17 protein-coding genes are annotated in these 24,135 nt (G+C 44.4%); 15 read left to right on the top strand and 2 right to left on the bottom strand.

The window, feature by feature from the left end:
- Nucleotides 1-35 precede the first annotated feature (35 nt).
- The 14 genes from R7F67_RS17570 to tldD all read left to right on the top strand — a co-directional run bounded on the left by R7F67_RS17570 (nt 36) and on the right by tldD (nt 17,662).
- On the top strand, nt 36-269 hold the full coding sequence (locus R7F67_RS17570) for a type II secretion system protein (RefSeq protein WP_205461583.1): 234 nt from the start codon (nt 36-38) through the stop codon (nt 267-269).
- Between the two features lie 115 nt (nt 270-384).
- Nucleotides 385-864 carry a type II secretion system protein gene (locus R7F67_RS17565; RefSeq protein WP_205461582.1) on the top strand — a complete coding sequence of 160 codons (480 nt, stop codon included), beginning with the start codon at nt 385-387 and terminating at the stop codon, nt 862-864.
- Nucleotides 861-1,445: a prepilin-type N-terminal cleavage/methylation domain-containing protein gene (locus R7F67_RS17560; protein WP_017636196.1), complete on the top strand. Its 585-nt coding sequence runs from the start codon at nt 861-863 to the stop codon at nt 1,443-1,445. The genes R7F67_RS17565 and R7F67_RS17560 overlap by 4 nt, the downstream gene beginning before the upstream one ends.
- Nucleotides 1,445-2,173 carry a PilW family protein gene (locus tag R7F67_RS17555; RefSeq protein WP_318057294.1) on the top strand — a complete coding sequence of 243 codons (729 nt, stop codon included), beginning with the start codon at nt 1,445-1,447 and terminating at the stop codon, nt 2,171-2,173. Before R7F67_RS17560 ends, R7F67_RS17555 begins: the two co-directional genes overlap by 1 nt.
- Entirely contained in the window at nt 2,163-2,600 is a 438-nt protein-coding gene (locus R7F67_RS17550) for an MSHA biogenesis protein MshP (RefSeq protein ID WP_053350605.1), read from the top strand. The genes R7F67_RS17555 and R7F67_RS17550 overlap by 11 nt, the downstream gene beginning before the upstream one ends.
- A 6-nt stretch (nt 2,601-2,606) precedes the next feature.
- A complete protein-coding gene (locus R7F67_RS17545; protein ID WP_318057293.1) occupies nt 2,607-6,674 on the top strand; it encodes a DUF6701 domain-containing protein in 4,068 nt (1,355 codons plus the stop codon).
- Nucleotides 6,675-6,825: 151 nt separating this feature from the next.
- Nucleotides 6,826-7,869 carry a rod shape-determining protein gene (locus tag R7F67_RS17540; RefSeq protein WP_005381144.1) on the top strand — a complete coding sequence of 348 codons (1,044 nt, stop codon included), beginning with the start codon at nt 6,826-6,828 and terminating at the stop codon, nt 7,867-7,869.
- 150 nt (nt 7,870-8,019) lie between these two features.
- A complete protein-coding gene (gene mreC, locus R7F67_RS17535) occupies nt 8,020-8,916 on the top strand; it encodes a rod shape-determining protein MreC (RefSeq protein ID WP_005381142.1) in 897 nt (298 codons plus the stop codon).
- The gene (gene mreD, locus R7F67_RS17530) at nt 8,906-9,394 is read left to right on the top strand and encodes a rod shape-determining protein MreD (RefSeq protein ID WP_005381141.1); all 489 of its coding nucleotides are present in this window, start codon (nt 8,906-8,908) and stop codon (nt 9,392-9,394) included. The genes mreC and mreD overlap by 11 nt, the downstream gene beginning before the upstream one ends.
- Before the next feature lie 4 nt (nt 9,395-9,398).
- Nucleotides 9,399-9,968, top strand: coding sequence for a Maf family protein (locus R7F67_RS17525; protein WP_005381139.1), 570 nt, complete (start codon nt 9,399-9,401; stop codon nt 9,966-9,968).
- An 18-nt stretch (nt 9,969-9,986) separates the two neighbouring features.
- Nucleotides 9,987-11,456, top strand: a complete 1,470-nt coding sequence (gene rng / locus R7F67_RS17520) for a ribonuclease G (protein WP_005381138.1) — start codon at nt 9,987-9,989, stop codon at nt 11,454-11,456.
- A gap of 12 nt (nt 11,457-11,468) precedes the next feature.
- On the top strand, nt 11,469-15,350 hold the full coding sequence (locus R7F67_RS17515; RefSeq protein ID WP_017636191.1) for a YhdP family protein: 3,882 nt from the start codon (nt 11,469-11,471) through the stop codon (nt 15,348-15,350).
- Nucleotides 15,351-15,383: 33 nt separating this feature from the next.
- The gene (locus R7F67_RS17510; protein ID WP_005381136.1) at nt 15,384-16,205 is read left to right on the top strand and encodes a carbon-nitrogen hydrolase family protein; all 822 of its coding nucleotides are present in this window, start codon (nt 15,384-15,386) and stop codon (nt 16,203-16,205) included.
- An 11-nt stretch (nt 16,206-16,216) separates the two neighbouring features.
- Nucleotides 16,217-17,662 (top strand): metalloprotease TldD, encoded by a 1,446-nt coding sequence (tldD, locus tag R7F67_RS17505; RefSeq protein WP_318057292.1) that lies wholly within the window; start codon nt 16,217-16,219, stop codon nt 17,660-17,662.
- A 66-nt stretch (nt 17,663-17,728) separates the two neighbouring features.
- Here the strand turns inward: tldD and R7F67_RS17500 are convergent, their stop codons facing one another.
- Nucleotides 17,729-19,105 (bottom strand): PhoH family protein, encoded by a 1,377-nt coding sequence (locus R7F67_RS17500; RefSeq protein ID WP_005381133.1) that lies wholly within the window; start codon nt 19,103-19,105, stop codon nt 17,729-17,731.
- Between the two features lie 561 nt (nt 19,106-19,666).
- On the opposite strand from R7F67_RS17500, the gene rapA reads away from it, so the two are divergent.
- Nucleotides 19,667-22,576, top strand: coding sequence for an RNA polymerase-associated protein RapA (gene rapA / locus R7F67_RS17495; RefSeq protein ID WP_104975637.1), 2,910 nt, complete (start codon nt 19,667-19,669; stop codon nt 22,574-22,576).
- A 109-nt stretch (nt 22,577-22,685) separates the two neighbouring features.
- Here rapA and R7F67_RS17490 read toward each other — a convergent pair whose 3' ends face one another.
- Nucleotides 22,686-23,951 (bottom strand): NRAMP family divalent metal transporter, encoded by a 1,266-nt coding sequence (locus tag R7F67_RS17490; RefSeq protein WP_005381130.1) that lies wholly within the window; start codon nt 23,949-23,951, stop codon nt 22,686-22,688.
- Nucleotides 23,952-24,135: the final 184 nt, after the last annotated feature.

The raw sequence follows: 24,135 nt of genomic DNA, 5'->3' as shown, positions 1-24,135 counted from the left end.
ATCTCTTTATTTTGATTAATTTCGGAATAGTTCATATGCGTAAATCATCAGGTCTTAGTGCAATTGAGTTTGTGGTTGTACTGATTATCTTAGGTGTGATCGGTTATGTGGTATTACCAAGATTTATCAGCTTTGAACCAGAAACTTACGAAGCGAAGTGGGAGCAAACCAAGCAGACCGCTGAGCACGTTTCTGAGACGCTAAGCAACAAAGAAACTTACGATCGAATTGAAGAAGAGATTAGTCGTTCAAAAAGGCAAAATAACTAGATATTGGTTATTTGTTCGTCTGTTCACACTTCGAATCGAAAAATTATAAACCTATCATTAATCTCATAATTTCATCGTATACTTATCTCGCTTGTTCTAAGCCTAAGGTTGGGGTATGAAAATTCGCAGCTCTGCATTAGGGGTCACGTTAATGGAGTTAATCCTAGTGATTGTTCTCCTCTCCATCCTTTCACTTTTTGCAGCCAGCCGTTTTATGGGCTCTGGCAGTTTTTCTGCATATGCATTACAAGAACGTGTGATTTCTGTGATTCGCCAAGTGCAGGTGAATCGTATGCAGTCGAATGTTGAGAAAACTGATGATAACTTTCGTTTGCAAGTTTCTAGCTCATGTGTTGGTTCAGTTGCTGCCTGCGCATTAATAGGTAGTGCACAAGATGCCCGTAGTGACGTGGTTATCGATAAGTCCGCAAAGTTTTCCGTTATCAGCGGTGCCGCAAATACAATTAATTTTAACCTTCTCGGCAATCCTGTAAGTGGTGCTGTAAACATCTTAATTGAAGATAAACATGGTCGAAGCCGCTGCCAAGTTGAAATTAATACTCAAGGCTATGTTTCTAAAGGTACATGCTCATGAAGAAATCTAGTGGCATGACGTTAATAGAAATGATCATCGCGATTGTTTTAATGGGCATTGCGATGGTGGCGTTTACTTCTTTTCTTGTCCCTCAAATTCGAGATTCCGCCATCCCTCATTATCAAACCCGCGCTGCCGCATTAGGCCAAGGTTTTATGTCACAGATATTGGCGCGAGGCTTCGATGAAAACAGCGACTTTGATGGTGGTTTAGTACGCTGTAGTGAGACTGTCCTTGGTGGTAAGGATTGTTCCACAAGTCTTGGGGCAGATAGCGGTGAATCAAACCCAGCTAGTTTTAATGATGTCGATGACTATATCGGTTGCTGGTATACACAAGGTACAAAGGCCAGCTGTAACTCTACGCCGTTATACGAGCTGAGTAACGTTCTTGGCACGTCTATGGCAAATGATTACAAGAACTTTCGAGTTGAAGTGAAAGTGCAATACGTTGAATCAGATGGAACGGGTGTCAATAATCCTTCACAGGAAGATATCACGCCTTATAAACGAGTCACTATGACTATTTACGCCGGACAAACACAGCCTTTAACACTGTCTGCGATAAGGGGAAATTACTAATGAAAAATTGTGGTTTCACTTTAATAGAAATGGTCATCACTATTGTGATTAGTAGTTTTATCATGCTCGGAATTGCTGGTTATTTGCAGTTAGGAGCAAAGGGCTATGCTGATACTATTGATAGGCAGAGACTACAAACTCAGGCGCAATTCGTTATTGAGAAAATATCTCGAGAGATTCGTCATGCGGTGCCGAATAGTTTTTTTATCGATGAGAAAGAGAAAAACTGCCTGATTTTTATGCCTATAGAGCATTCTGGTTTTTATGCGATTTCTGGAAATGATATACAGTTTGTGGTTGGCTTTTTTGGTGACAATGCTCCCGAGCTTGATAGTGGCTTGAAAATGGTGATTAACCCAACACGGCTAAGTGATTTAACCTCATCCACTCATAGTGTTGATGTCGGAGCCCTTTCTCCAGATTCGAATAAATCATACAAGATCATTAACGGCGCTAGTTCAGTAACTAGTCGCTCCGTTTCTAATCGACACTATCTCTATGATCCATCTAAGTCAGTGAAATATTGCTTTGTAGGCACACAGATACAGCGTAACGGCGAAATAATTGCCGACAATCTTATTTATGTTGATGATCAATCTCAGAGTTATTTCAAATATGACGATACATCGCTTCATCGAGGCGGGCTCGTGCATCTGAGGTTCGTGTTTGAACAGTCCGGTGAAAGTAGTGTGTACCAACAAGATGTGCAGGTGCTGAATGTTCCATAATAAGCAAAAAGGCAATGTGTTAATTGTGACGCTCTTTGTCATTATCGTAATGGGGTATTTGGCTGCGTCACTAATGAAAGTGACTTGGTCTAATCAAAGTGGTTTAACGCGTGAGTTTTTGGGTACAAAGGCATGGTTTACTGCTCAATCGAGTAATGACTGGGCGTTAACTCAGTTTTTCCCTTTAAGTAGTTCCGCTGCTGTTAAAACTCGTTGCGATGATATTGAAGCTAAAAGAGTTAAGCCTGACAGTGACTTGTTTGATAAAGCATGCAAAGTTACAACGATCGAATGTCAGGAGGCAGGTAAGCTACCAGGTGACTTTCCTGGTAAAGAAGTGGAGTTATATGTCGTTAAAAGTGTGGCTGTTTGTGGTTCAGGACTGTCTCAAGTACAGCGTCAGCAAGAAGTTTGGGTGAGGGAGTAAATGACCATGAACAGTATAAAGTTTGGCTCAGTTTTAACTTTTTTCTCGCTGATGATATCGTTTTCTGTTGGGGCGATACAGCCCAACCTTAAAGAGGTTAACTATGAATTTGGCTCTATTGAGGGTCTAGACTGTACTAATGGCTGTTCAATACCATTCCAATATGAATATGAGAATCCAGTTGTATTCTTAATGTCTACAATTGATCCTAATAATATTGAGAACTCACACCCAACTAAGACTAGTGCAGCAAGTATTTGGCCATCCAAAAGAGGAGCGACCATTGAAAGTGAAGGTGTCGTCAAGGATGAAAACGGTAAACTTAAATACGACCGAATGTCTCCCATTTATTATTTTGTTACCGAGCCAGGTAAAATAAAGTTCTTTGATACTAATGGGAATGAAAAATTCGGCGAGGTTGGGGTTGTAACAACACGTAAGTCTCAATGTACAAAGGGGTGTAATAAAAGTAATGATTGGGAGAATGTAAAGCTAAATTTAAACTACGACCGAAAACCAGTTGTACTCTCCCAAGTGCAAGGAAAAGATACTAATTGGTCAACAACAGCAGTATCTGGTGTTACCAGTAATAATTTTAAGTTAGCTTTGGAACGCGGAAGGCAAGGTCCTTTAAAACAGAATGAGTATACGAAAACTATCGCTTACTTAGTTATTTCAGAATTTTATGGAACTGATCGCGATAAAAAACACAATGTCGAGTTTGAAAGCCCCGATCGTACTTATGACCAAGAAAATGACCCAGGCAATCAATATTCAATAGTAAATGCATGTGAAGATAATATCGTAAACTTGCATCAAGGATTTGAAAAATATGGTGTCATTGCTAAAAAACAAACTCGTATAGGAGGACATGGAGGATGGTTGAGACGCTGTAAAACCAATTATGGCGATCAAGTCATCGCCCCATCATTTACTGTTGTATTTGATGAAGATATAGATAGTTTAAAAAATAGGCGTCATGCTGCAAATGAAAACATCGGGTATTTTGCATTTGAAATTCCGAAGCTAGCCATTGCAACAGAGAGTTGTGATTTGTTTCCCGAACCTATTCAAAGTTGGGAGCGCGATGATGGGAAGTTGAGTTCTCTATCCTTAGGTAACCCGATAAAAACCTATGGTTGGTCTCAAGATTACCTATCAAGATATTTGAAAGATAAAAACAAGGGATACGAACCGTACTACAAAAATGTCGGTGGTAGGGAATCAACAGAAAAGTATTTGCTCGTTGGGTTTGACGATACTCCTTCTGAATATCAATTATATGCAGAAGAAAACGTTGTTAATGAGATGGCTGGTGAAAAATATGCTTTTGATCTAGGAAATAACGATGGTCTTCAAACGTATCGAAAAGTTAAAAAAGAAAATGTGACTCCAGTTGTAAAAAAAGAAAATGTAAGATTTGATTTGTTAATCGAAAATTCTAGTTTAAATAATGTAAAATATAAGTGTCATAGACATCCAAGTGACTGCCAATATAAGAAAGTTGGTGAGAATCATGAAGTAACAATTAAAGGCGATATTCGTGACCTTACCGTTAAGGGTAGTAGTGATGTTATTCGAATTGTTTTTTCTGGATCCCCTTATATCCAAGACTTTAAAGTAGAGAATAATAATAAAGTCGAGTTGGTATTTGAAGATGAAACCGAGGCTACTTTTGGTACATATCATGACCAAATGGCTAAAACATCTTATTTCTTCGGTAAGAGTGTTAGATTGAATATCATTGATAAAATTGAATTTACCAATTTTAGTGCTGCTCAAAATGATGTTTATCCAATTATTTATGCACCAGAAGGGAAAGTTATCTTTCATAGCGGTGAGAACCTTTTTAATGGCTTTATCTTAGGTGGTGAAGTTAGCATAAATTCAGCCGTTATTAATGGGGCGATTACGGCACAAAGCTTGAAATTTAATGGTGGTAATAACGTAATTAGGCATCCAATTGGTCAGTGCCCCACTCGACCGCCTCAAACGGGGATATTAAAGGTAACTCCTATTTCGCGAATAAGCCTGACGTGTGAAATGATTCCTGTTGAGTTTAAATTGATAGAAAAATATTCAGGTAAACTGATAAAATCTTCAGATAGTTTTACTCCACTTCCATCTTCTTCTGATGTTAAATGGTGTAATTCTGCGGATGATAGTAATTGTGATAACGGGTTATTTAACTTTGAACAAGGAAAGAAAACTCTATATTTAAGCTCCCAGATTATTCAGGAAATATATGTATCTGGTATGTACAATCAAGAGTTATCTGAGGCCACTTTAGTTAAATTTGTTCCTTATAGATTTTCTGCTGAAAATTTGCGAATGATCGCTGGTGAGAAGGATAGTAAAGTAACTGTTGTCGCATCTTCATGTAATGACGGTGAGGTATCACCAGTCAAAGGCTATAATCAGTCACTTAGTTTTGAAAGTGAGATATCTAAGTCCTTGAAAGTTCCAAACCAAAAAGGCGATATTGAAGAGTTAAAGATCAGTGATGCTTCAACTGAGAATAACGATGCACAGCTTAAGTTTGTTGATGGTGAAGCAACTATTAGTGTTGACTGGAACAATGTAGGACTCGTTGATATTACTTTAAAAGATCCTGAGTTTAGTTGTGAGAACTTTGGGGAGGATTGTCCAATTGATGGTAAAGCTGAGTTGGTCGGTTCATTCAGCATTAAATCAAGACCAGATAAGTTTTATCTTTGTACAGATACCGCCTCTGATGGTACCTCTAGTTCTGGTCATGGATTCGTCGCTTCGGGTGACGAGTTTAAACTTTATGTAAAACCAGCGGTGATTGGAGCTGACGTTAATAATGTTTGTAGCCGCAACATCGGAGTACCATCGAACTATCACCATATTGATACTAGTGTTGATTTTGATATTGAACTAGATAGCCCTCTAAAAGATAAAGGCGGAACTTTAGGTGCTTTAACTGGATTGCCGGAATTGATCTCTCCGAATGCTTACTTTGGTTACGAGCTAGAAAGTCTAGCGTATTCCGAGGCTGGAAGTATTAAAATAAAAGTTGATGAAGCTGGATTTTTTTCTAGTACCGTTGATAGCGATTGGAATGTGACGGGGAGCAAAACTATTGGCCGTTTTTATCCCAAGTACTTCCAAGTTACAGAAAGCGATTGGACCTATCCTAATGCTCAGAGTTTCTCTTATATGGGACAGCCCTTCGATGGCGTAACTTATAGTGTTGAAGCACTTAATTCCAATGAAAAATCTTTAAAAAACTATGCGCTGTTTGAATCTGGTGTTCAAGCTAAATTCAATATTGATGAGTTAGGTTCTCTAAGTGAGCGATTTGATGCTCCTAACTCAACTGGAAGATGGGATTTGCTTGATAAGGCGAAGAGTATTGGTTCATTTACGATAGATGGTAATTCATTTTGTGGAGCAGATTCTACGAACAGAGCCTTTGGTAGTGCATGCTTTATTAAAGATTTCGATAAGCTAAGTGATTCTAAAGATTATGCTGATGGCCCCTACAACATGGGAGGGGAGGTTACCAAGATTGGCTTAGTTGATGCTAAAAGTTCCGATCCAGTTTCATTCTTAAATGTAGATACTGTTAGTGACTCTCGGTTAATCTCACAGCCTGACATCCGTTTCGGTCGTGTTGACCTTGATGATGTAGGTGGACGTCAAGGGGACACCTTACATGTTCCACTACGTGTTGAATACTGGAATGGCAGCCGATTTGTTGTTAACTCAAATGATAGCCAAAGCGACGTAGCCGGTGTTACCGCTGCTCAAAGTCATATTTGGCCTATGGGAGCAAATGCTGATCCTAAAGCGGTTACACTAGGAGCTGGTGGTACCGTTTCTTCAGGTTCTTCTCGCTCTATTACTGCAACTCAAGCAGAACCATACCGTCAGCAAACACGCGTTTGGTTAGATCTTGATGACTCTGAAAATGGTTTACCATGGCTCAAATATGATTGGGACAATGATGGCTCCGAAGAAAACCCATCATCCGTCGTCACCTTCGGTATTCACCGTGGTAATGACCGTGTGATTTACCGTGGTGAGCCAGGGTTAACCGGACAGTAACAACTTAGGTTTTTGCCCTTAAGTTAGGAAACTGCAAGAAATTGAGGCTTTCTGCTCATGTTTGTGTACCAATACCTTGCTGTGACAGCGAGGCATTGGTACATTTAGAGCAATTTTTGTCTTCTATATTTTTGCAGGATGAGCGAAGAGTATGTTTAAGAAACTTCGTGGCATGTTTTCTAACGATCTATCTATCGATTTAGGTACAGCCAACACTCTAATTTACGTAAAAGGGCAAGGAATTGTCCTTGATGAACCTTCTGTAGTTGCTATTCGTCAAGATCGTGTAGGTTCTGCAAAAAGCGTTGCTGCAGTCGGTCACGCAGCAAAACAGATGCTTGGTCGTACACCTGGCAATATTTCCGCTATTCGCCCAATGAAAGACGGCGTAATTGCTGACTTCTACGTAACCGAAAAAATGCTTCAGCACTTTATCAAGCAAGTGCACGATAACAGCATCCTAAAGCCAAGCCCACGTGTTCTTGTTTGTGTTCCTTGTGGTTCTACCCAAGTTGAGCGTCGCGCAATTCGTGAATCAGCACTTGGTGCTGGTGCGCGTGAAGTTTACCTAATCGACGAGCCAATGGCGGCGGCAATTGGTGCTGGTTTACGCGTATCTGAGCCGACAGGTTCAATGGTGGTCGATATCGGTGGTGGTACAACTGAAGTTGCCGTTATCTCTCTAAACGGTGTGGTTTACTCATCGTCTGTACGTATCGGTGGTGACCGCTTTGATGAAGCTGTGATCAACTACGTACGTCGTAACTACGGCAGCTTGATTGGTGAAGCAACGGCTGAAAAGATCAAACACGAAATCGGTTCTGCTTACCCAGGTGATGAAGTTCAAGAGATTGAAGTTCGCGGTCGTAACCTTGCAGAGGGTGTGCCACGCAGCTTTAGCTTGAACTCAAACGAGATCCTAGAAGCGCTTCAAGAGCCGCTATCTGGCATCGTATCAGCAGTCATGGTTGCACTAGAACAGTGTCCACCAGAGCTTGCTTCAGACATTTCTGAAAACGGTATGGTACTAACCGGTGGTGGTGCACTACTTAAAGACCTAGACCGTTTACTAATGGAAGAAACTGGTATTCCTGTGGTTATCGCGGAAGATCCACTAACGTGTGTTGCGCGTGGTGGCGGTAAAGCACTAGAAATGATCGACATGCACGGTGGCGATCTGTTCTCTGAAGAATAAAGGTTTAGGTGAAGCTCATGTCGGGCTTCACCTTCATTTCTGCTCTCTCTGTAATTCAAACATGCTCCATACCTAAAAGTATTTAGTTAAGTATTTTTAGGTTGCCAAGTAAGGCTCAATAATCATGGAAGCAATCAGGTCAAAAACAAGATGAAACCGATTTTCGGCAGAGGTCCGTCTCTGCAATTACGTCTGTTTTTTGCTGTCATCGTGTCGGCGAGCTTGATGCTGGCCGATAGTCGTCTAGATACGTTTTCCAACGTTCGATACCTACTAAACAGTATGGTTGCACCGATTCAGTACGCAGCGAATTTGCCTCGTAGTATGTTCGATGGCGTATTTGAACGTTTTAATTCTCATCAGGCATTGGTTGAAGGCAATCGCAGCTTAAAGCGAGAAGTGCTACGCCTGAAAAGCGAGCTTATCTTGCTCGACCAATATAAAGAAGAAAACCAACGCTTACGTAAGTTGTTAGGATCTTCATTTGTCCGTGATGAAAAGAAAGTCGTGACAGAAGTAATGGCGGTTGATACTTCACCTTATCGTCATCAAGTGGTGATCGATAAAGGCCGTATTGATGGTGTTTACGTTGGTCAGCCTGTTATCAATGAGAAAGGCATCGTTGGTCAGGTCACGTTTGTCGCAGCGCACAACGCACGTGTTCTGCTGCTAACGGACGCGAAAAATGCAATTCCTGTCCAGGTGATCCGCAATGATATCCGAGTGATCGCATCGGGCAATGGTGAAATGGATGAAATCCAACTGGAGCACATTCCAACCAGCACAGATATTCAGGTTGGTGATTTATTGGTGACATCCGGTTTAGGTGGTATTTACCCTGAAGGATATCCAGTCGCGACGGTTACCAATGTGGATCACGATACGCGTCAAGAGTTCGCCTCAATCAAGGCTGAGCCGGTTGTGGAGTTTGATCGCTTACGCTACCTACTGCTGATTTGGCCGAATGAAGACCGTCAACACAAAGTACTGCGGTCCAATGTAGATGAAGGGTTAGAGCAAGAACAAGAGGTAACCGATGGCCAATAATGTATTGAGTAGCCGAATGGTGATTGGCGTCAGTTTCTTCGTTGCGCTGGTACTGCAAACCATTCCATGGCCAGGTGTGTTAGATGTGTTACGTCCGTCATGGTTGTTCCTTGTCACGTGTTATTGGGTGTTGGCACTACCGCACCGAGTGAACGTCGGAACTGCGCTAGTGTTGGGCTTATTGTGGGATATCTTGATCGGCTCAACGCTTGGAATTCGTGGCATGATGATGTCGATCGTTATCTACCTTGTGGCGCTGAATTTCCTGTTGATTCGCAACATGGCATTGTGGCAACAGTCGATTTTAATTGCCTTTTTTACTGCGTTATTGGAAGTTTTGATATTCTGTGGGGAATATTTGAACCAGGACGTAGTATTTAATCCATTATCTCTGTGGACGGCGGCAATAAACTGTATACTTTGGCCATGGATGTTTTTATTAATGCGACGAGTTCGTCGTGCATGGCACGTAAGGTAAAGCGGTGAAGAAAAGCTTATCTCTCGTTCTCGCATCGGGTTCTCCGAGAAGAAAAGAGCTGCTTGCTCAACTGGGTTATGATTTTGAGATCGTATTGCCTGATATTGAGGAAGCCAAACAGGCTCATGAGCAAGCACGAGATTACGTGTTGCGTCTTTCTTTGGAAAAAGCTCAGGCAGGCTTAGCGTTGGCTAAGCCTGATTCCGTTGTATTGGGCTCTGATACGGTCGTAGTATGCGATGACCGTGTGCTAGAAAAACCAAAAAGTTTTGAAGATTCAAAGCGTATGCTTACTGACTTATCGGGTCGTCGTCATCAAGTGATGACTGCGGTGAGCGTTGTATCATCGGAACAACAACATTCAGTGGTCGTTACCACTGACGTGTGGTTCAAACCACTGACTCACGAAGAAATCGAACAATATTGGCAGTCAGGAGAGCCATGCGATAAAGCTGGAAGTTATGGTATTCAGGGACTCGGAGGGCGATTTGTCACCCGAATCGAAGGCAGTTATCACGCTGTAGTAGGCTTACCTTTGTTCGAAACCGATCAGCTAATTCAAGAATTTTTATAATTGTTTTGAGGTGTGCACATGAGTGCAGAATTGCTGCTTAACGTGACCCCGAGTGAAACTCGTGTGGCCATGATTGAAGGTGGAGTACTACAAGAAATACATATCGAGCGCGAATCGCGTCGCGGTATTGTGGGCAATATATACAAAGGCAAAGTAAGCCGAGTGTTACCAGGTATGCAGGCGGCTTTCGTCGACATTGGTTTAGATAAAGCGGCGTTTTTACATGCGTCAGATATTGTTCCTCATACCGAATGTGTGGCAGAAAACGAAAAACAGCAGTTTCAAGTCCGTGATATCTCTGAGCTGGTACGCCAGGGACAAGACATTGTTGTGCAAGTGGTCAAAGATCCGCTCGGCACAAAAGGTGCGCGTTTAACGACGGATATCACCTTACCTTCGCGTTATCTTGTTTTTATGCCGGGGGCCAGCCATGTCGGTGTTTCGCAGCGTATTGAAAGTGAAAAAGAGCGCGAGCGTTTGAAAAAGGTGGTGAACCATTACTGCGATGAGCACGGTGGTTTTATCATTCGTACCGCGGCAGAAGGCGCTGATGAAAAAGAGCTATCTCAAGATGCGGCATTTCTAAAGCGTTTGTGGCTAAAAGTCATGGAGCGTCGCTCAAAATACAAAACGCGTTCAACACTTTACGGTGAACTCGGCTTAGCTCAACGCATTCTGCGTGACTTTGTTGGCACAGAGCTCGATAAGATCATGGTCGACTCCCGCCTTGAATACGAGAACCTGAAAGAATTCACTTCTGAGTATGTACCGGAGTTAACAGATAAGCTTGAGCTTTACGAAGGTGACAAGCCAATCTTTGACATGTACGACACCGAAAACGAAATTCAGCGTTCTTTAGAGCGCAAGGTCGAGCTAAAATCGGGCGGCTATTTGATCATCGATCAAACCGAAGCCATGACCACCATCGACATCAACACGGGTGCATTTGTTGGTCGTCGTAATCTCGAAGAGACTATCTTCAATACCAATATAGAGGCAACGCAAGCTATTGCGCGTCAGCTACGTTTACGTAACCTCGGCGGTATCATCATTATTGATTTTATCGATATGGCATCCGAAGAGCATCGTCAGCGAGTACTTACCTCACTGGAAACGGCGCTGGCGAAAGACCGAGTAAAAACCAACATCAACGGCTTTACCCAGCTTGGCTTAGTTGAAATGACGCGCAAGCGCACACGAGAAAGTATTGAACATATCTTGTGTTCTGGCTGTCCTACTTGTGAAGGCCGTGGCAGCGTGAAAACGGTCGAAACCGTATGCTTTGAGATATTACGCGAGATTACTCGTGTGAACCGTGCTTACGACGCCGATAATTTTGTCGTGTACGCATCGCCGTTTGTTGCTGAAGCGCTATTGGGCGATGAGTCTCATGCGTTGGCAGAGCTCGAAGTATTTATTGGCAAGCAAGTGCGAGTTCAGGCTGAACCCCTGTACATTCAGGAACAGTTTGACGTCGTAATGATGTAATTTGGAACATTTGTGAATTCTGGTGTTAACCGTTTTGGGCGTTTTTGTGCGTGGAGTTTAGTTACTGTATTGGTGTTATTAGCCATATTAGTAACCACGCTTCGCGTCACACTGCCGCAACTTAACCATTTCCAAGATGAGATCAAAACCTGGGTCAAACAAGGCACAGGTTTTGACGTTTCTATTGCTAATGTCGCAGGGACGTGGCGCAATAATCATCCCTCAATTGCGTTACTGGGTTTAGAGGCAAATCTACCAAACGTGCAAGATGCACGCTTCGCTGTTGAAGAAGTCCAAATTGAGTTCGACCTTATTCAATCTCTTTTTCAACTTAAACCTGTAGTTGCAGACCTTACCATTCATAACCTCGCTTTAGACATTCACACGGTAGACATTCTGCCGACTTCTCATCGTCAAGATCCGAAGCCTGAAGTGGATAAGAGCGAAGTGAAACTCATTGACCAACTCGACTCACTTCTTTTACGTCAGTTCGAAGACTTCACTATTAGCGATTCACGGATTTGGTATAAGTCGGTGTCTGGTGAAACTCGCCGTTTAGATATTGAGCAGCTTCGTTGGAGCAATCAAGGGAAACGTCACGTAGCCGAAGGCACGGTTAGCATTGCCGATGTTCGCCTGAACTCATTGTTAGTAAGCGCTAACTTTAAAGATCATGGCTCGTTGCGCGATGTATCTGGTGAGTTTTACGTGAGTGCTCAAGATGTCTCGGTCACACCTTGGCTGACCACTTACATGCAAGAAGAGTCAGGAGCAGAGTCGGGTAAAGTCAGCTTAAATACTTGGCTAACGCTCAAACATAGCCAACCGCATGATGCTTATGTTGAATTGCTGCCTTCCGAGTTGGTGTGGAATGAAGATGGACATCATGAGCTGTTTATTGAGTCTGGAATTTTCAATCTTCGACCAGATAAACAAGGCTGGAAAGTAAATGGTCACTCACTTCAGATCAGAACCGATAATACCCCTTGGCCAGAGCTAGACGTCGCGTTTGATTGGCAACCAAACGGCTGGATGCTTAATCTCTCTCAACTCGACATAGAAGCACTCATTCCGCTCATCAAGCTGGCTCCAGAGTCAGAGTCGACCAGTGACCTTATTAACAAACTAGCACCGAAAGGTCGGGTCGAAGATGTCCGATTGTCAATGAACGGTGGTTTAGACACCTTACGCTACTCGGCTGAACTGGATGAACTCGCGATGACACAATGGGAGCTCCTACCCGGGTTTCATCACGTACAGGGCAGCGTATCGGGGGATGTGAATCAAGCTAAAGCAAAAGTCACCGTCATTGATGATGTCTTTCCGTACGGCGATGTATTCCAAGCTCCGCTGAATATCAAACAAGGTGAAGTCGATATTATCTGGCAGCAAGATGATGCGGGTTGGCGTTTGTGGGCGGATAAAGTGACGGCAGCAACGCCTGATCTTCAAGTCTTGGGGGCATTCCGTCTTGATTTTCCAAAAGAACAAAGCCCATTTTTATCGTTCTATGCCGAAGCGGATCTCTACAACGCGGGTGAGACATGGCGCTATCTACCGACTCTGGCACTTGGACAAGACTTGACCGACTATCTTTCGACCGCGATTCAGGGCGGTAAAGTGAACACAGCGAAATTGTTGTGGTATGGCGAGTTAGGTGATTTTCCTTACAAAGAACATAATGGCATGTTCCAAGCTTGGGTTGGATTAAAAGACGCGAAATTTAGCTTTGATACGGCATGGCCAACCATCACGGATTTGCAGCTAGACTTGCTGTTTGAAAATGATGCCATGTATTTGGATTCAAAATCAGCCACACTAAATGGCGTTCATGCCAAGCGTATCACTGGGCGAATCCCTGAGTTGGCAGAAGGTGGACACATCGAGATTGAAGCGAAAGCAAGCGCGCCGGGTAATGAAGTCCGTGACTACATGATGGCGACGCCATTAGTGGATTCAGTCGGTGCCGCATTGACAGCGCTGCAAGTGAGTGGGCCCGTTTACTCTGAGTTTCAACTCAACATACCGTTTGATTTTGAGAAAGACTCTCGCGCTTGGGGTTATGCCGATTTAACAGAAAATCGTGTTGATATTGAAGCGCCGCCAATGACGCTTGAAAACGCCACAGGACGTATCACCTTCGACAATGATGTGGTTACCACATCGGGTTTGTCGGCCGAATTATTACAACAGCCTATCTCTCTTGATTTCCATGGAGAGAGTGCGGAGCAAGGCTACAACGTGACAATTAATACACTAGGAGATTGGGATGTCGAGCCGCTCAAACCCTATGTCGGTGAGCGTTGGTTAAACCTTGTTTCTGGCCATGCGCCGTGGCAAATGGATATTGACTTGCAACTCAATGATGTTGGTTTCACTTATCAGCTTGAAGTGCTGGCGCAGCTAAATCGTCTGGCTAGTCAATATCCTTATCCTTTAGCGAAAAAAATTGGTGAGTCTGGGCAAGCGAAACTGCAAGCATCCGGCAACCAAGAGAGTATTTCAGCACGACTACAGATCCCAAATGTGAAGTATCAAACTGAGATAGATATCGCTGGCGATGTCCCGGTTCTGACTGCGACTCATTTAATGGTTGGCAAAGGTGGCTTCCGGATTAGTCCTATTGTCGGGTACGATGCTTCGGTGCGTGTCGAAGAACTGAATTTAGACCAATGGGCGGAGCTTGCGCAGGTCTCTGAGAGCAAGCCTTCATCGTCTGTTTTGGCAAGCATGAAAACGCCGACCATTCCATTGCCGACACGCATTGAAGTTGAAACGCCAAACTTACAGCTCGGTGGGATTGAGTTTCATGATGTGGATTTTTCAGCAAGCAAGAAAAATTTGAGTTGGCAACTCGATGTGGACAGTCAAGAGGTTAAAGGGAAAGCTAACTATCTGAAACCCTATGATCTATCGGTCTCTTTAGAGCACTTGCATCTGTACATCCCAGGGTTTGAAGAGATGACCAAAGAGCGCAGCTCAATCTTTGCGAGTGAAGATCAAAACGCACCTTTGATTACCAATTTTGACCGCAAGTTTCACGCTGAGATGCCAAACTTAACTTTGAACATTGATGATTTTTGGCTGCAAGGCTACAAAGTGGGCAAAGTGAATGTTGATTTGCAGCGTCGCCAGAACCGCTTGGAGTGGAAAAATATCACCTTTAGTAGCGGCAAAAACCGCATTGATATGAGTGGTTGGTGGGACCTGACGAAAGAGAGTAGTCATTCCAACTTAACCATGAAAATGAAAGGTGATAACAACACCGATCTTATGGAGCGCTTTGGTATTACATCAGGCATTCAACAAGCACCATTTGAGATCAATGCCAATATGGAATGGGACGGCGCACCTTGGTCAATGAAGACACAAACCTTGCAAGGAAACGTCTCAACGGAATTTGGTAAAGGCGTGATCAGTGAAGTTAGTGGTGCGGCACGCTTGTTAGGCTTGTTTAGCTTGGATTCTATCATCCGTAAGATGCAGCTCGACTTTACCGACGTATTCGATAAAGGCATGGCATTCAACTCGATCACGGGAACGGGCAAAATCCAAGACGGTGTGTTTATCACCAATGATATCGTAATGGATGCGTTAGCAGGGGAAATGCAAATCCGCGGCATCGCTAATATGAACAGCAGAATGGTTGATGCGGAAGTGAAATTCACACCAGACATCACATCAGGCCTACCAATGCTGACCGCGTTTGCCGTTGCGCCTCAAACTGCTTTGTATGTCTTGGCCATCTCTACGGTGATATCTCCGGTGGTTGAGGTCTTCACTCAAGTCAATTATGAAGTGAAAGGCCCACTAGATTCACCAACGGTGAAAGAAATTTCGCGAAGTAAAGGTGAATATAAGCTGCCAGAAAAACTGCGTGAACAGGCCAAATAACTCACCGAATATAATGGAATAGGGAGGAAACACATGGAGCGTGTTGGCATTATTCAAATGACTTCGGGTCCGGATATTAACGCGAATTTGGACTTCATTGAAAAACAGTGTGCTTTAGCGAGCAAGCAAGGTGCCAAACTTGTTCTTACTCCTGAAAATACAGTGCTATTTTCCAGTCGCGAAGCTTATCATCAACATGCAGAGCCACTTGGCAGTGGCATGATTCAACAGCGGCTCTGTGAAATCGCTAGAAAGAACCAGTTAACGCTAATTGTCGGAAGCATGCCCATTCAAACCGCAAAAGGTGTCACCACCACAACACTTGTATTTCCGCCGCACGGTAAATGCATTGCTCACTATGACAAACTGCATATGTTTGATGTCGACGTAGCCGATGGTTATGGTAGTTATCGTGAGTCGGATACGTTTATGGCGGGTAATCAAATAGTCGTTGCGGAAACTGATATCGGCAGTGTTGGATTGAGTATTTGTTATGATTTACGTTTCCCAGAACTTTATAAAGTATTGCGTCAAGAAGGGGCGGATATCATTGTGGTGCCCGCTGCGTTTACCGCTGTGACGGGGCAAGCTCACTGGGAAGTATTATTGCGAGCTAGAGCGATTGAGACACAATGTTGGATTTTGGCAAGCGGACAAACTGGAACGCATCCATGTGGACGAAAAACATGGGGACACTCAATGGTCGTTGACCCTTGGGGACGTATCCATAAACAGCTTCAGGATGAAGTAGGTTTATTGGTGACTGAGATAGATTTGTCACAAAGCCAACAAGTAAGGCAGAATATGCCGCTGACTCAACACAGTCGCTTTCAAAATGAATTGAGACGGAAATAAAAGAGCTAACTATGAGCACAAACCAAATAGAACAGGCACTCCTTGCCCCAAATGGTCTGACAGAACAAGACATTGCTGACACGCTTGCCAGCATTGCGACGCGCCAGGTCGATTATGCGGACATTTACTTTCAGTCCAGCTGGCATGAGTCTCTGGTTCTAGAAGACAGCATCATCAAAGATGGCTCTTTTAACATTGATTGTGGTGTTGGTGTCCGTGCAGTAACTGGCGAGAAAACAGGCTTTGCCTACTCTGATCAAATCCAGCCTGAAGGCCTGAAGCAGAGTGCAATGGCGGCGCGCGGTATTGCTCAGCAAGGGCAAAATGGCAAAGTCCAAGCGTTTAAACGCACCGAAAACCAAGCGTACTACGCGGCTGTGAATCCACTAGCTGAATGGGAAAAGCAGCAAAAAACAGAATTACTCAAATCTCTAGATGCTTACATCCGCACTAAAGAACCATTGATTAAAGAAGTTTCGATCAGCATCAGCGGTGTGCATGAGCAGATGCTTGTTGCGGCAACAGACGGTACTTATGCAGGCGATATTCGTCCTTTGGTGCGTTTGTCTATTAGCGTGCTCGCACAAAAAGGTGAACGACGTGAACGCGGTAGTGCTGGTGGCGGCGGCCGTTTCGGTTACGATTTCTTTTTAACGGAAAGCAATGGTGTGAAACAAGCTTTTCATTACGCAGACGAAGCGATTCGCATGGCGTTAATCAACCTTGAAGCAGAAGCCGCACCAGCTGGCATGATGCCAGTGGTATTGGGTTCTGGCTGGCCTGGCGTGTTGCTACACGAAGCGGTAGGTCATGGCCTAGAAGGTGACTTTAACCGGAAGGAATCTTCGGTTTTCTCTGGCAAAATGGGTCAACAAGTGACGTCTTCGTTGTGTACCATCGTCGATGATGGCACGTTAAAAGACCTTCGTGGTTCACTGAATGTGGATGATGAAGGGGTAAACGGTCAGTACAACACGCTTATCGAGAATGGTGTGCTGAAAGGCTATATGCAAGACAAGCTAAACGCGCGGCTAATGGGTGTAAATCCAACGGGTAACGGTCGTCGTGAATCGTATGCACACTTGCCAATGCCTCGTATGACCAACACCTACATGCTTCCAGGTGAACATACGCCAGAAGAAATTATCTCGACGGTCGAGAAAGGGTTGTATGCGCCAAACTTTGGTGGCGGCCAGGTGGACATTACTTCGGGTAAGTTTGTGTTCTCTGCATCGGAAGCGTACTTGATTGAAAACGGTAAAATTACGCGCCCTGTTAAAGGTGCGACGTTGATTGGCTCAGGTATCGAAGCAATGCAGCAAGTGTCTATGGTCGGTAACGACCTAAGTATCGACAAGGGCGTTGGCGTATGTGGTAAAGCAGGTCAAAGTGTGCCAGTTGGTGTTGGTCAGCCGACCTTGAAGCTGGACTCACTGACAGTGGGTGGCACGGAGTAACTCAGTCGAATCGTTATAAAAAGAGCGCTCATTAGAGCGCTCTTTTGCTTTGTGAGTCGGTGTCAATTACAGGTTTTCTTCAGCAAATTCCGCCAAGCGGCTACGAACCACGCCGTTGAGGTGAATATTTGCGCTGCCTTCAAAGTTCTTGAAGCGCTCAACCATGTACGTCAATCCTGATGTCACTGGGGTGAGGTAATGAGAGTCAATCTGCGCCAAGTTACCGGAGCAGACGATTTTGGTTCCTTCGCCACAGCGGGTAATGATGGTTTTGATTTGTGATGCAGTGAGGTTTTGACACTCATCAAGCAGTACAAACGCATTTTGAATCGAACGGCCACGCATAAAGTTGATCGATTTAAATTGAATGTTGGCTTTATCGCAGATGTACTTCAATGAGCCTTCAGTGCAGTGATCGTGTTTATGTAGTGCTTCCAAGGTATCGGTCACCGCCGCTAACCACGGCATCATTTTCTCCTCTTCGGAGCCGGGTAAGAAGCCGATGGATTCACCGATATCTGGCGTGTTACGTGTTACGATAATTTTATCGAACATGCTTTTTTCAATGGTTTGCTCCAATGCTGCTGCCATTGCCAGTAATGTCTTACCACTACCCGCCGCACCCGTTAGAATCACCAAGTCAATTTCTGGATCGAGTAAGGCATCTAACGCCATTCCCTGGTAGATATTTTTAGGTGTGATGTCCCAAGCCTTACGATGCATTAGACGTTCGCGGCTCAGGTCGAGAAGCGTTAGCTTGTCTTCATTGATGGTTTCTACGCGACCAGCAAAGTCACTGTCTTCATCAATAACGTATTGGTTGATAAAGGTTGGGTCGAAGGGTTCGCGACTGAGTTTGTGGTAAGTTTTTCCGCCCAGAGCATAGCTTTCTACTTCCTCAATACCGCTCCAGAAATCACCTTCACGCAATTGAAAGCCTTTGGTTAGGTATTGAATGTCGTCAATCAGTTGGTCGGTTCTATAGTCCTCAACAAAGCGTACACCAGCCCCTTTGGCTCGCAGACGCATGTTGATGTCTTTCGTGATCAGTACCACTTCACGTGGTGCACGTTTATTTTGCAGATAAAGCACCGCGTTGAGAATACGGTTGTCACCGGCTTTGTCGGCGAAGGCTTTGACAGTTTCCTGCAGTTCAAAATCCGCCAAAATGGAAATAGTACCTTGGTCGGGGTTGTCTTTAGAAACAGGAATGCCTTCAGAGATTTCATCTGGCGTTGCTTCTTTAAACAAATCTTCCAAGGTGCGAATAGCCACGCGCGCATCTCTTGCAACGTCGCGCTTACTGTCTTTGATTCGGTCGAGTTCTTCCAACACGGTCATGGGGATAACGACATCGTGTTCTTGGAAAGAGAAGATGGCAAAGGGTTCATGAAGAAGAATGTTGGTATCGAGTACAAACAGTTTCCGATCGGTATCGCCCATAGCGTCTCCTTGCCGTAGTACGGCTCTGCATGCGAGTTGTTAGGTCGTTTCCAAATAGGTGTGAAGTGACCTAACTCTGATTGCTTGCAATAGAGGTTGTCGGGCTGATGTCGGCTAGTGTGCAACCGAGTAGCAAGACAACTTACTGCAAACCCGTGTTGATCCTAATCGTGTACTAACGCGCTTAAATCATATGCAATGGTTTTAAACGCCCCTCATTAGAAGTATACGTAATATTTACGTTCTACAACTTAATAATTGGCATGAGTATTTTACAATTTGATTGCATTTAGAGTTTGGGAAAAAAAGTTTCTGCTTGGTGCGGTTTCGGCGTGACCTAAATCACAGCTTCAAGTAAGATTAGCGACCTTTTTCTGCGTATAGGCTACGTCCGATTTATCATGTTGAGCTGGCTTAAAAAATACTCAGTTCATACTGAAATGACGAATGCTATCGGCATAGCAGAAGCCAGAATCAGATCTAAACTATTATCCATGCCCACGGGCATGAGTAGACCAACAAGAAATACGAATCAAGAACTAATAACGAGGTAGTCAATTCATGACATTTGCTTTGGGGCAGCGCTGGATTAGCGATACGGAAAGCGATTTAGGTTTAGGTACCGTTGTAGCAATGGATGCTCGTACTGTGACATTGATGTTTGCAGCGTCAGAGGAAAACCGAGTTTACGCACGTAACGATGCACCTGTTACCCGAGTCACCTTTAATGTTGGGGATGTCATCGATTGCCAAGAAGGTTGGTCTCTAAAAGTAGAAGAAGTACTGGAAGATGAAGGTCTTTACACCTATTTCGGTACTCGTGAAGACACGCAAGAAACCGCTGTTGTTCTGCGTGAGATTTTCCTTAGCAACCAAATTCGTTTTAACAAACCTCAAGATAAGTTGTACGCCGGTCAAATCGACCGTATGGACAACTTTGTTCTGCGTTACCGTGCGCTAACCAACCAGTTTGAGCAGCATAAGAGCCCAATGCGTGGCCTATGTGGTATGCGTGCAGGTTTGATCCCTCATCAGCTTTACATCGCGCACGAAGTTGGCCGTCGTCACGCGCCACGCGTCTTGTTGGCGGATGAGGTAGGTTTGGGTAAAACCATCGAAGCGGGCATGATCATCCACCAACAAGTTCTGTCTGGTCGTGCCGAACGCATTTTGATTGTGGTGCCTGAAACACTACAGCATCAATGGTTGGTTGAGATGATGCGTCGTTTCAATCTGCATTTCTCTATCTTTGACGAAGAGCGCTGTATCGAAGCTTTTGCGGATGCAGAAAACCCATTTGATACTCAGCAATATGTGCTGTGTTCTTTGGATTTCCTACGCAAGAGCCGCAAGCGTTTTGAACAAGCACTGGAAGGTGAATGGGACCTACTGGTTGTCGATGAAGCGCATCACCTTGAATGGAGTCAAGATAAACCGAGCCGTGAATATCAAGTGGTAGAAGGTTTGGCTGAACGTGCTCCAGGTGTGTTGTTACTGACTGCAACGCCAGAGCAACTTGGTCGTGAGAGCCACTTTGCTCGTCTGCGTTTGTTGGATCCAGACCGCTTCTATGATTACGAAGCATTCGTTGAGGAAGAAGATCAATACGCGCCCGTAGCGGATGCGATTACTTCACTCTTTTCCGGTGAAAAGCTACCTAATGAAGCAAAAAACCAGATCACTGAGTTGTTGTCTGAACAAGACGTAGAACCACTTTTCCGTATTATCGAAAGTGAAGCGGACGAAGAAGCTAAAGCGTCGGCACGCCAAGAGCTGATCGATAACTTGATGGATCGTCATGGTACAGGGCGTGTTCTGTTCCGTAACACGCGCGCGGCCATCAAAGGCTTCCCTACGCGTAACGTGCATCTGATGCCAATGGATATTCCACCGCAATACACTACATCAATGCGTGTTGCTGGGATGATTGGCGGTAAGATGAGTTCTGAAGCACGTGCGATGAAGAACCTTTACCCGGAAGAAATTTTCCAAGAATTTGAAGGCGATGACGCGAGCTGGTGGCAGTTTGACTCGCGTGTGAATTGGTTGCTTGAAAAAGTAAAAGAGAAGCGCAGCGAGAAAATCCTCGTGATTGCTTCTCGTGCGAGTACCGCACTGCAATTGGAGCAAGCACTGCGTGAGCGTGAAGGTATCCGCGCCACCGTTTTCCACGAAGGTATGTCGATTCTTGAACGTGACAAAGCGGCGGCTTACTTTGCGCAAGAAGAAGGTGGAGCACAAGTTCTTATCTGTAGCGAAATCGGCTCTGAAGGTCGTAACTTCCAGTTTGCCAACCAACTTGTCATGTTCGACTTGCCATTCAACCCAGACTTGCTTGAGCAACGTATTGGTCGTTTGGACCGTATCGGTCAAAATCGCGATATCGACATTCATGTTCCTTACCTGAAAGGCACATCGCAAGCGATCCTAGCACGTTGGTTCGATGAAGGCCTGAACGCTTTTGCGGAAACCTGCCCAACAGGCCGTGCTGTTTACGATAAGTACTCCGATGATCTGATTGAAATTCTTGCCTCTGGTGATACCAGCACGCTAGATGAGATCATTGAAGCGTCAGCAAAAATGAATAAAGAGCTGAAATCCCAATTGGAGCAAGGCCGTGATCGCCTATTAGAAATGCATTCAAATGGCGGGGAAAAAGCACAACAAATCGTTGAGAAAATTGAATCAACCGACGGCGATACCAATCTGGTCACCTTCGCACTTTCTCTTTTTGACACGATTGGCTTGAATCAAGACGATAAAGGTGAAAACGCCCTGATTGTGACCCCATCTGAGCACATGATGGTGCCAAGCTACCCAGGTCTGCCATACGAAGGAGCGACGATCACGTTTGATCGTGATACAGCGTTATCTCGTGAAGATATGCACTTTATCAGTTGGGAACACCCAATGATCCAGGGTGGTATCGATCTTCTTATGAGTGAAGGGGTGGGGACGTCTGCGGTATCTCTATTGAAAAACAAAGCGTTACCAGTCGGGACTATTCTTCTTGAGTTGATTTACGCGGTAGATGCGCAAGCGCCAAAACGCAGTGGTATCGCGCGCTTCTTACCGAAAACGCCAATCCGTTTAATGATGGACTCGCGTGGTAATGATTTGTCTGCTCAAGTGGAGTTTGAAAGCTTTAACCGCCAACTCAGCCCTGTAAACCGTCACTTAGGTAGCAAGTTGGTTACGTCGGTACAGAAAGACGTACACCGCTTAATTGAAGCCGGTGATGTTCTTATTGAAGAGAAGGTCGAAGAAGTACGCAAACAAGCTCATCAAGATATGCAGCACAGTTTGAATGCAGAGCTTGAGCGTTTGCAAGCACTGAAAGCGGTGAACCCAAATATTCGTGACGAAGAAATTGAAGCTATCGACGCACAAATTAAAGAGCTTACTGGTTATATCAACCAAGCTCAGGTTCAGCTCGACTCGCTGCGTTTGATTGTGGTGAGCCACAACTAAGTAAGTATTTATTGCTCATTAAAAAAAGGTCTTCAGTTGAAGACCTTTTTCTTTATTTACGGTTTAGTTTCTTTATGCGGAATGCATTAATCACTGATAGCTATCTCATTTACATCAACCACTTCCACCAGATAAATACAGCCAAGAAGCCAAACAAGTAAATCAGGCCTGCAATCGACAACCACTTTAGTTTAGGTCCAACAGCCAAAGGCTCAGGTAACTCAGTTTTGCTCACTAAGGTGTAATTTAGCAGAGCAAAGAATGGCGTGGTCATAAAGGCGAGGATCATCGCAAAGTTCAGCATAGGCAATAACGCAGAAGCCCAGAAAACCACAATACCCAATGCAAGTAAGGAGACTACCAGCATGATCGCTGAAGTGGTTTTAGGGTTAGTGTCTGGTTGCGAGCGCAGTAGGCGTTGAGAATCCGAAATAACGCGCGAGTAGCCATCAATAACGGTAATCGTGCTGCCAAAGATACAGAAAAACGCAATTACCGCGATCAAGTAACGAGACCATTCGCCAATCGTTGCCGCATATAAGCCAACCAATTGGTGGGAGAAGCCAACACCAGAGCTTTCAAGCGCAACGCCAGATCCATAAAGCATCAAAGAGCCTAGCGATACAAAGATAATGGCAAGAAACGCCGTGCCAATATAACCGACATTAAAGTCAAATAGAGCAGAGCGGTATGTTACTTCTTGCTGGCTTGATTGGCGTTTTAGCCATGCTGAGGTTAAACAGGAGATCTCTATCGGTGCAGGCATCCACCCCATTGTCACAACGATAAAACCAATAGCCGCAATAGACCAAGGTGACGGCGGCTCGAAGTTGGCTACTTGCTCAACAGGGTTACCAAAGGCGATAGAAACAGCGAGTAAAGTCGCGATGGTTAACACCGACATGATCACCTTAGATAGCGTATCGAGCGCTTTGTAATGGCCAGCAAATAATATGATCAGGCAGGTGACAATCACAATGATGCTGAGTGATGCCATTGATAGTGAAAACGGAATGAAGTAGCCCAGCAAGCTAGCGCTAAACATCAACAAAGCGGCGGTATTGATGACGGCCGATACCACGCTAAGAAATAGAAATAGCCATAGATAAGGCCGACCTAATTTCGCGTAGCCCTCAACCAAGGTGAGCCCTGTCCCCATGGTGTACTGTACGCCCGCTCGGAAAAAAGGGTATTTAAACAGGTTTACGAGCAGAATCAGTGCAGCCAATTGCCAACCATAAATCGCACCAGCCTTGGTTGATGCCACGAGGTGAGAGCCACCGACCGCAGCAGATGCCATTAATATGCCGGGGCCTAGCGAACGAAAAAATAAGGAAAGTTTGGATTGGGGTTTATCTATAACGGCGGAGTCCATTGCTTATTGTCCTTTTTATCTTATGTATCTTTCTAAAGAGATACATACCGCAGTACATGACAAGCTGAGCGATCGCCCTATACTGCGCAACGGTAATGTCTTTTAAATGCTGTGTTTTGGTGTATTTATTTTAAGTATTCTTTGCGAATACCATGCTGTGTGCATCTAGCACTCTATTCAGTTA

The sequence above is a fragment of the Vibrio sp. YT-17 genome (genome assembly GCF_033337375.1).
GTDB lineage: Bacteria > Pseudomonadota > Gammaproteobacteria > Enterobacterales > Vibrionaceae > Vibrio > Vibrio alginolyticus.
This window is presented reverse-complemented; position numbering and strand designations above follow the sequence as displayed.

Excerpts from the sequence above, each read along its gene's own strand:
- R7F67_RS17570 (WP_205461583.1), top strand. The coding sequence starts at position 36 with ATGCGTAAATCATCAGGTCTTAGTGCAATTGAGTTTGTGGTTGTACTG.
- R7F67_RS17565 (WP_205461582.1), top strand. The coding sequence starts at position 385 with ATGAAAATTCGCAGCTCTGCATTAGGGGTCACGTTAATGGAGTTAATC.
- R7F67_RS17560 (WP_017636196.1), top strand. The coding sequence starts at position 861 with ATGAAGAAATCTAGTGGCATGACGTTAATAGAAATGATCATCGCGATT.
- R7F67_RS17555 (WP_318057294.1), top strand. The coding sequence starts at position 1,445 with ATGAAAAATTGTGGTTTCACTTTAATAGAAATGGTCATCACTATTGTG.
- R7F67_RS17550 (WP_053350605.1), top strand. The coding sequence starts at position 2,163 with ATGTTCCATAATAAGCAAAAAGGCAATGTGTTAATTGTGACGCTCTTT.
- R7F67_RS17545 (WP_318057293.1), top strand. The coding sequence starts at position 2,607 with ATGAACAGTATAAAGTTTGGCTCAGTTTTAACTTTTTTCTCGCTGATG.
- R7F67_RS17540 (WP_005381144.1), top strand. The coding sequence starts at position 6,826 with ATGTTTAAGAAACTTCGTGGCATGTTTTCTAACGATCTATCTATCGAT.
- mreC (WP_005381142.1), top strand. The coding sequence starts at position 8,020 with ATGAAACCGATTTTCGGCAGAGGTCCGTCTCTGCAATTACGTCTGTTT.
- mreD (WP_005381141.1), top strand. The coding sequence starts at position 8,906 with ATGGCCAATAATGTATTGAGTAGCCGAATGGTGATTGGCGTCAGTTTC.
- rng (WP_005381138.1), top strand. The coding sequence starts at position 9,987 with ATGAGTGCAGAATTGCTGCTTAACGTGACCCCGAGTGAAACTCGTGTG.
- R7F67_RS17510 (WP_005381136.1), top strand. The coding sequence starts at position 15,384 with ATGGAGCGTGTTGGCATTATTCAAATGACTTCGGGTCCGGATATTAAC.
- tldD (WP_318057292.1), top strand. The coding sequence starts at position 16,217 with ATGAGCACAAACCAAATAGAACAGGCACTCCTTGCCCCAAATGGTCTG.
- R7F67_RS17500 (WP_005381133.1), bottom strand. The coding sequence starts at position 19,105 with ATGGGCGATACCGATCGGAAACTGTTTGTACTCGATACCAACATTCTT.
- rapA (WP_104975637.1), top strand. The coding sequence starts at position 19,667 with ATGACATTTGCTTTGGGGCAGCGCTGGATTAGCGATACGGAAAGCGAT.
- R7F67_RS17490 (WP_005381130.1), bottom strand. The coding sequence starts at position 23,951 with ATGGACTCCGCCGTTATAGATAAACCCCAATCCAAACTTTCCTTATTT.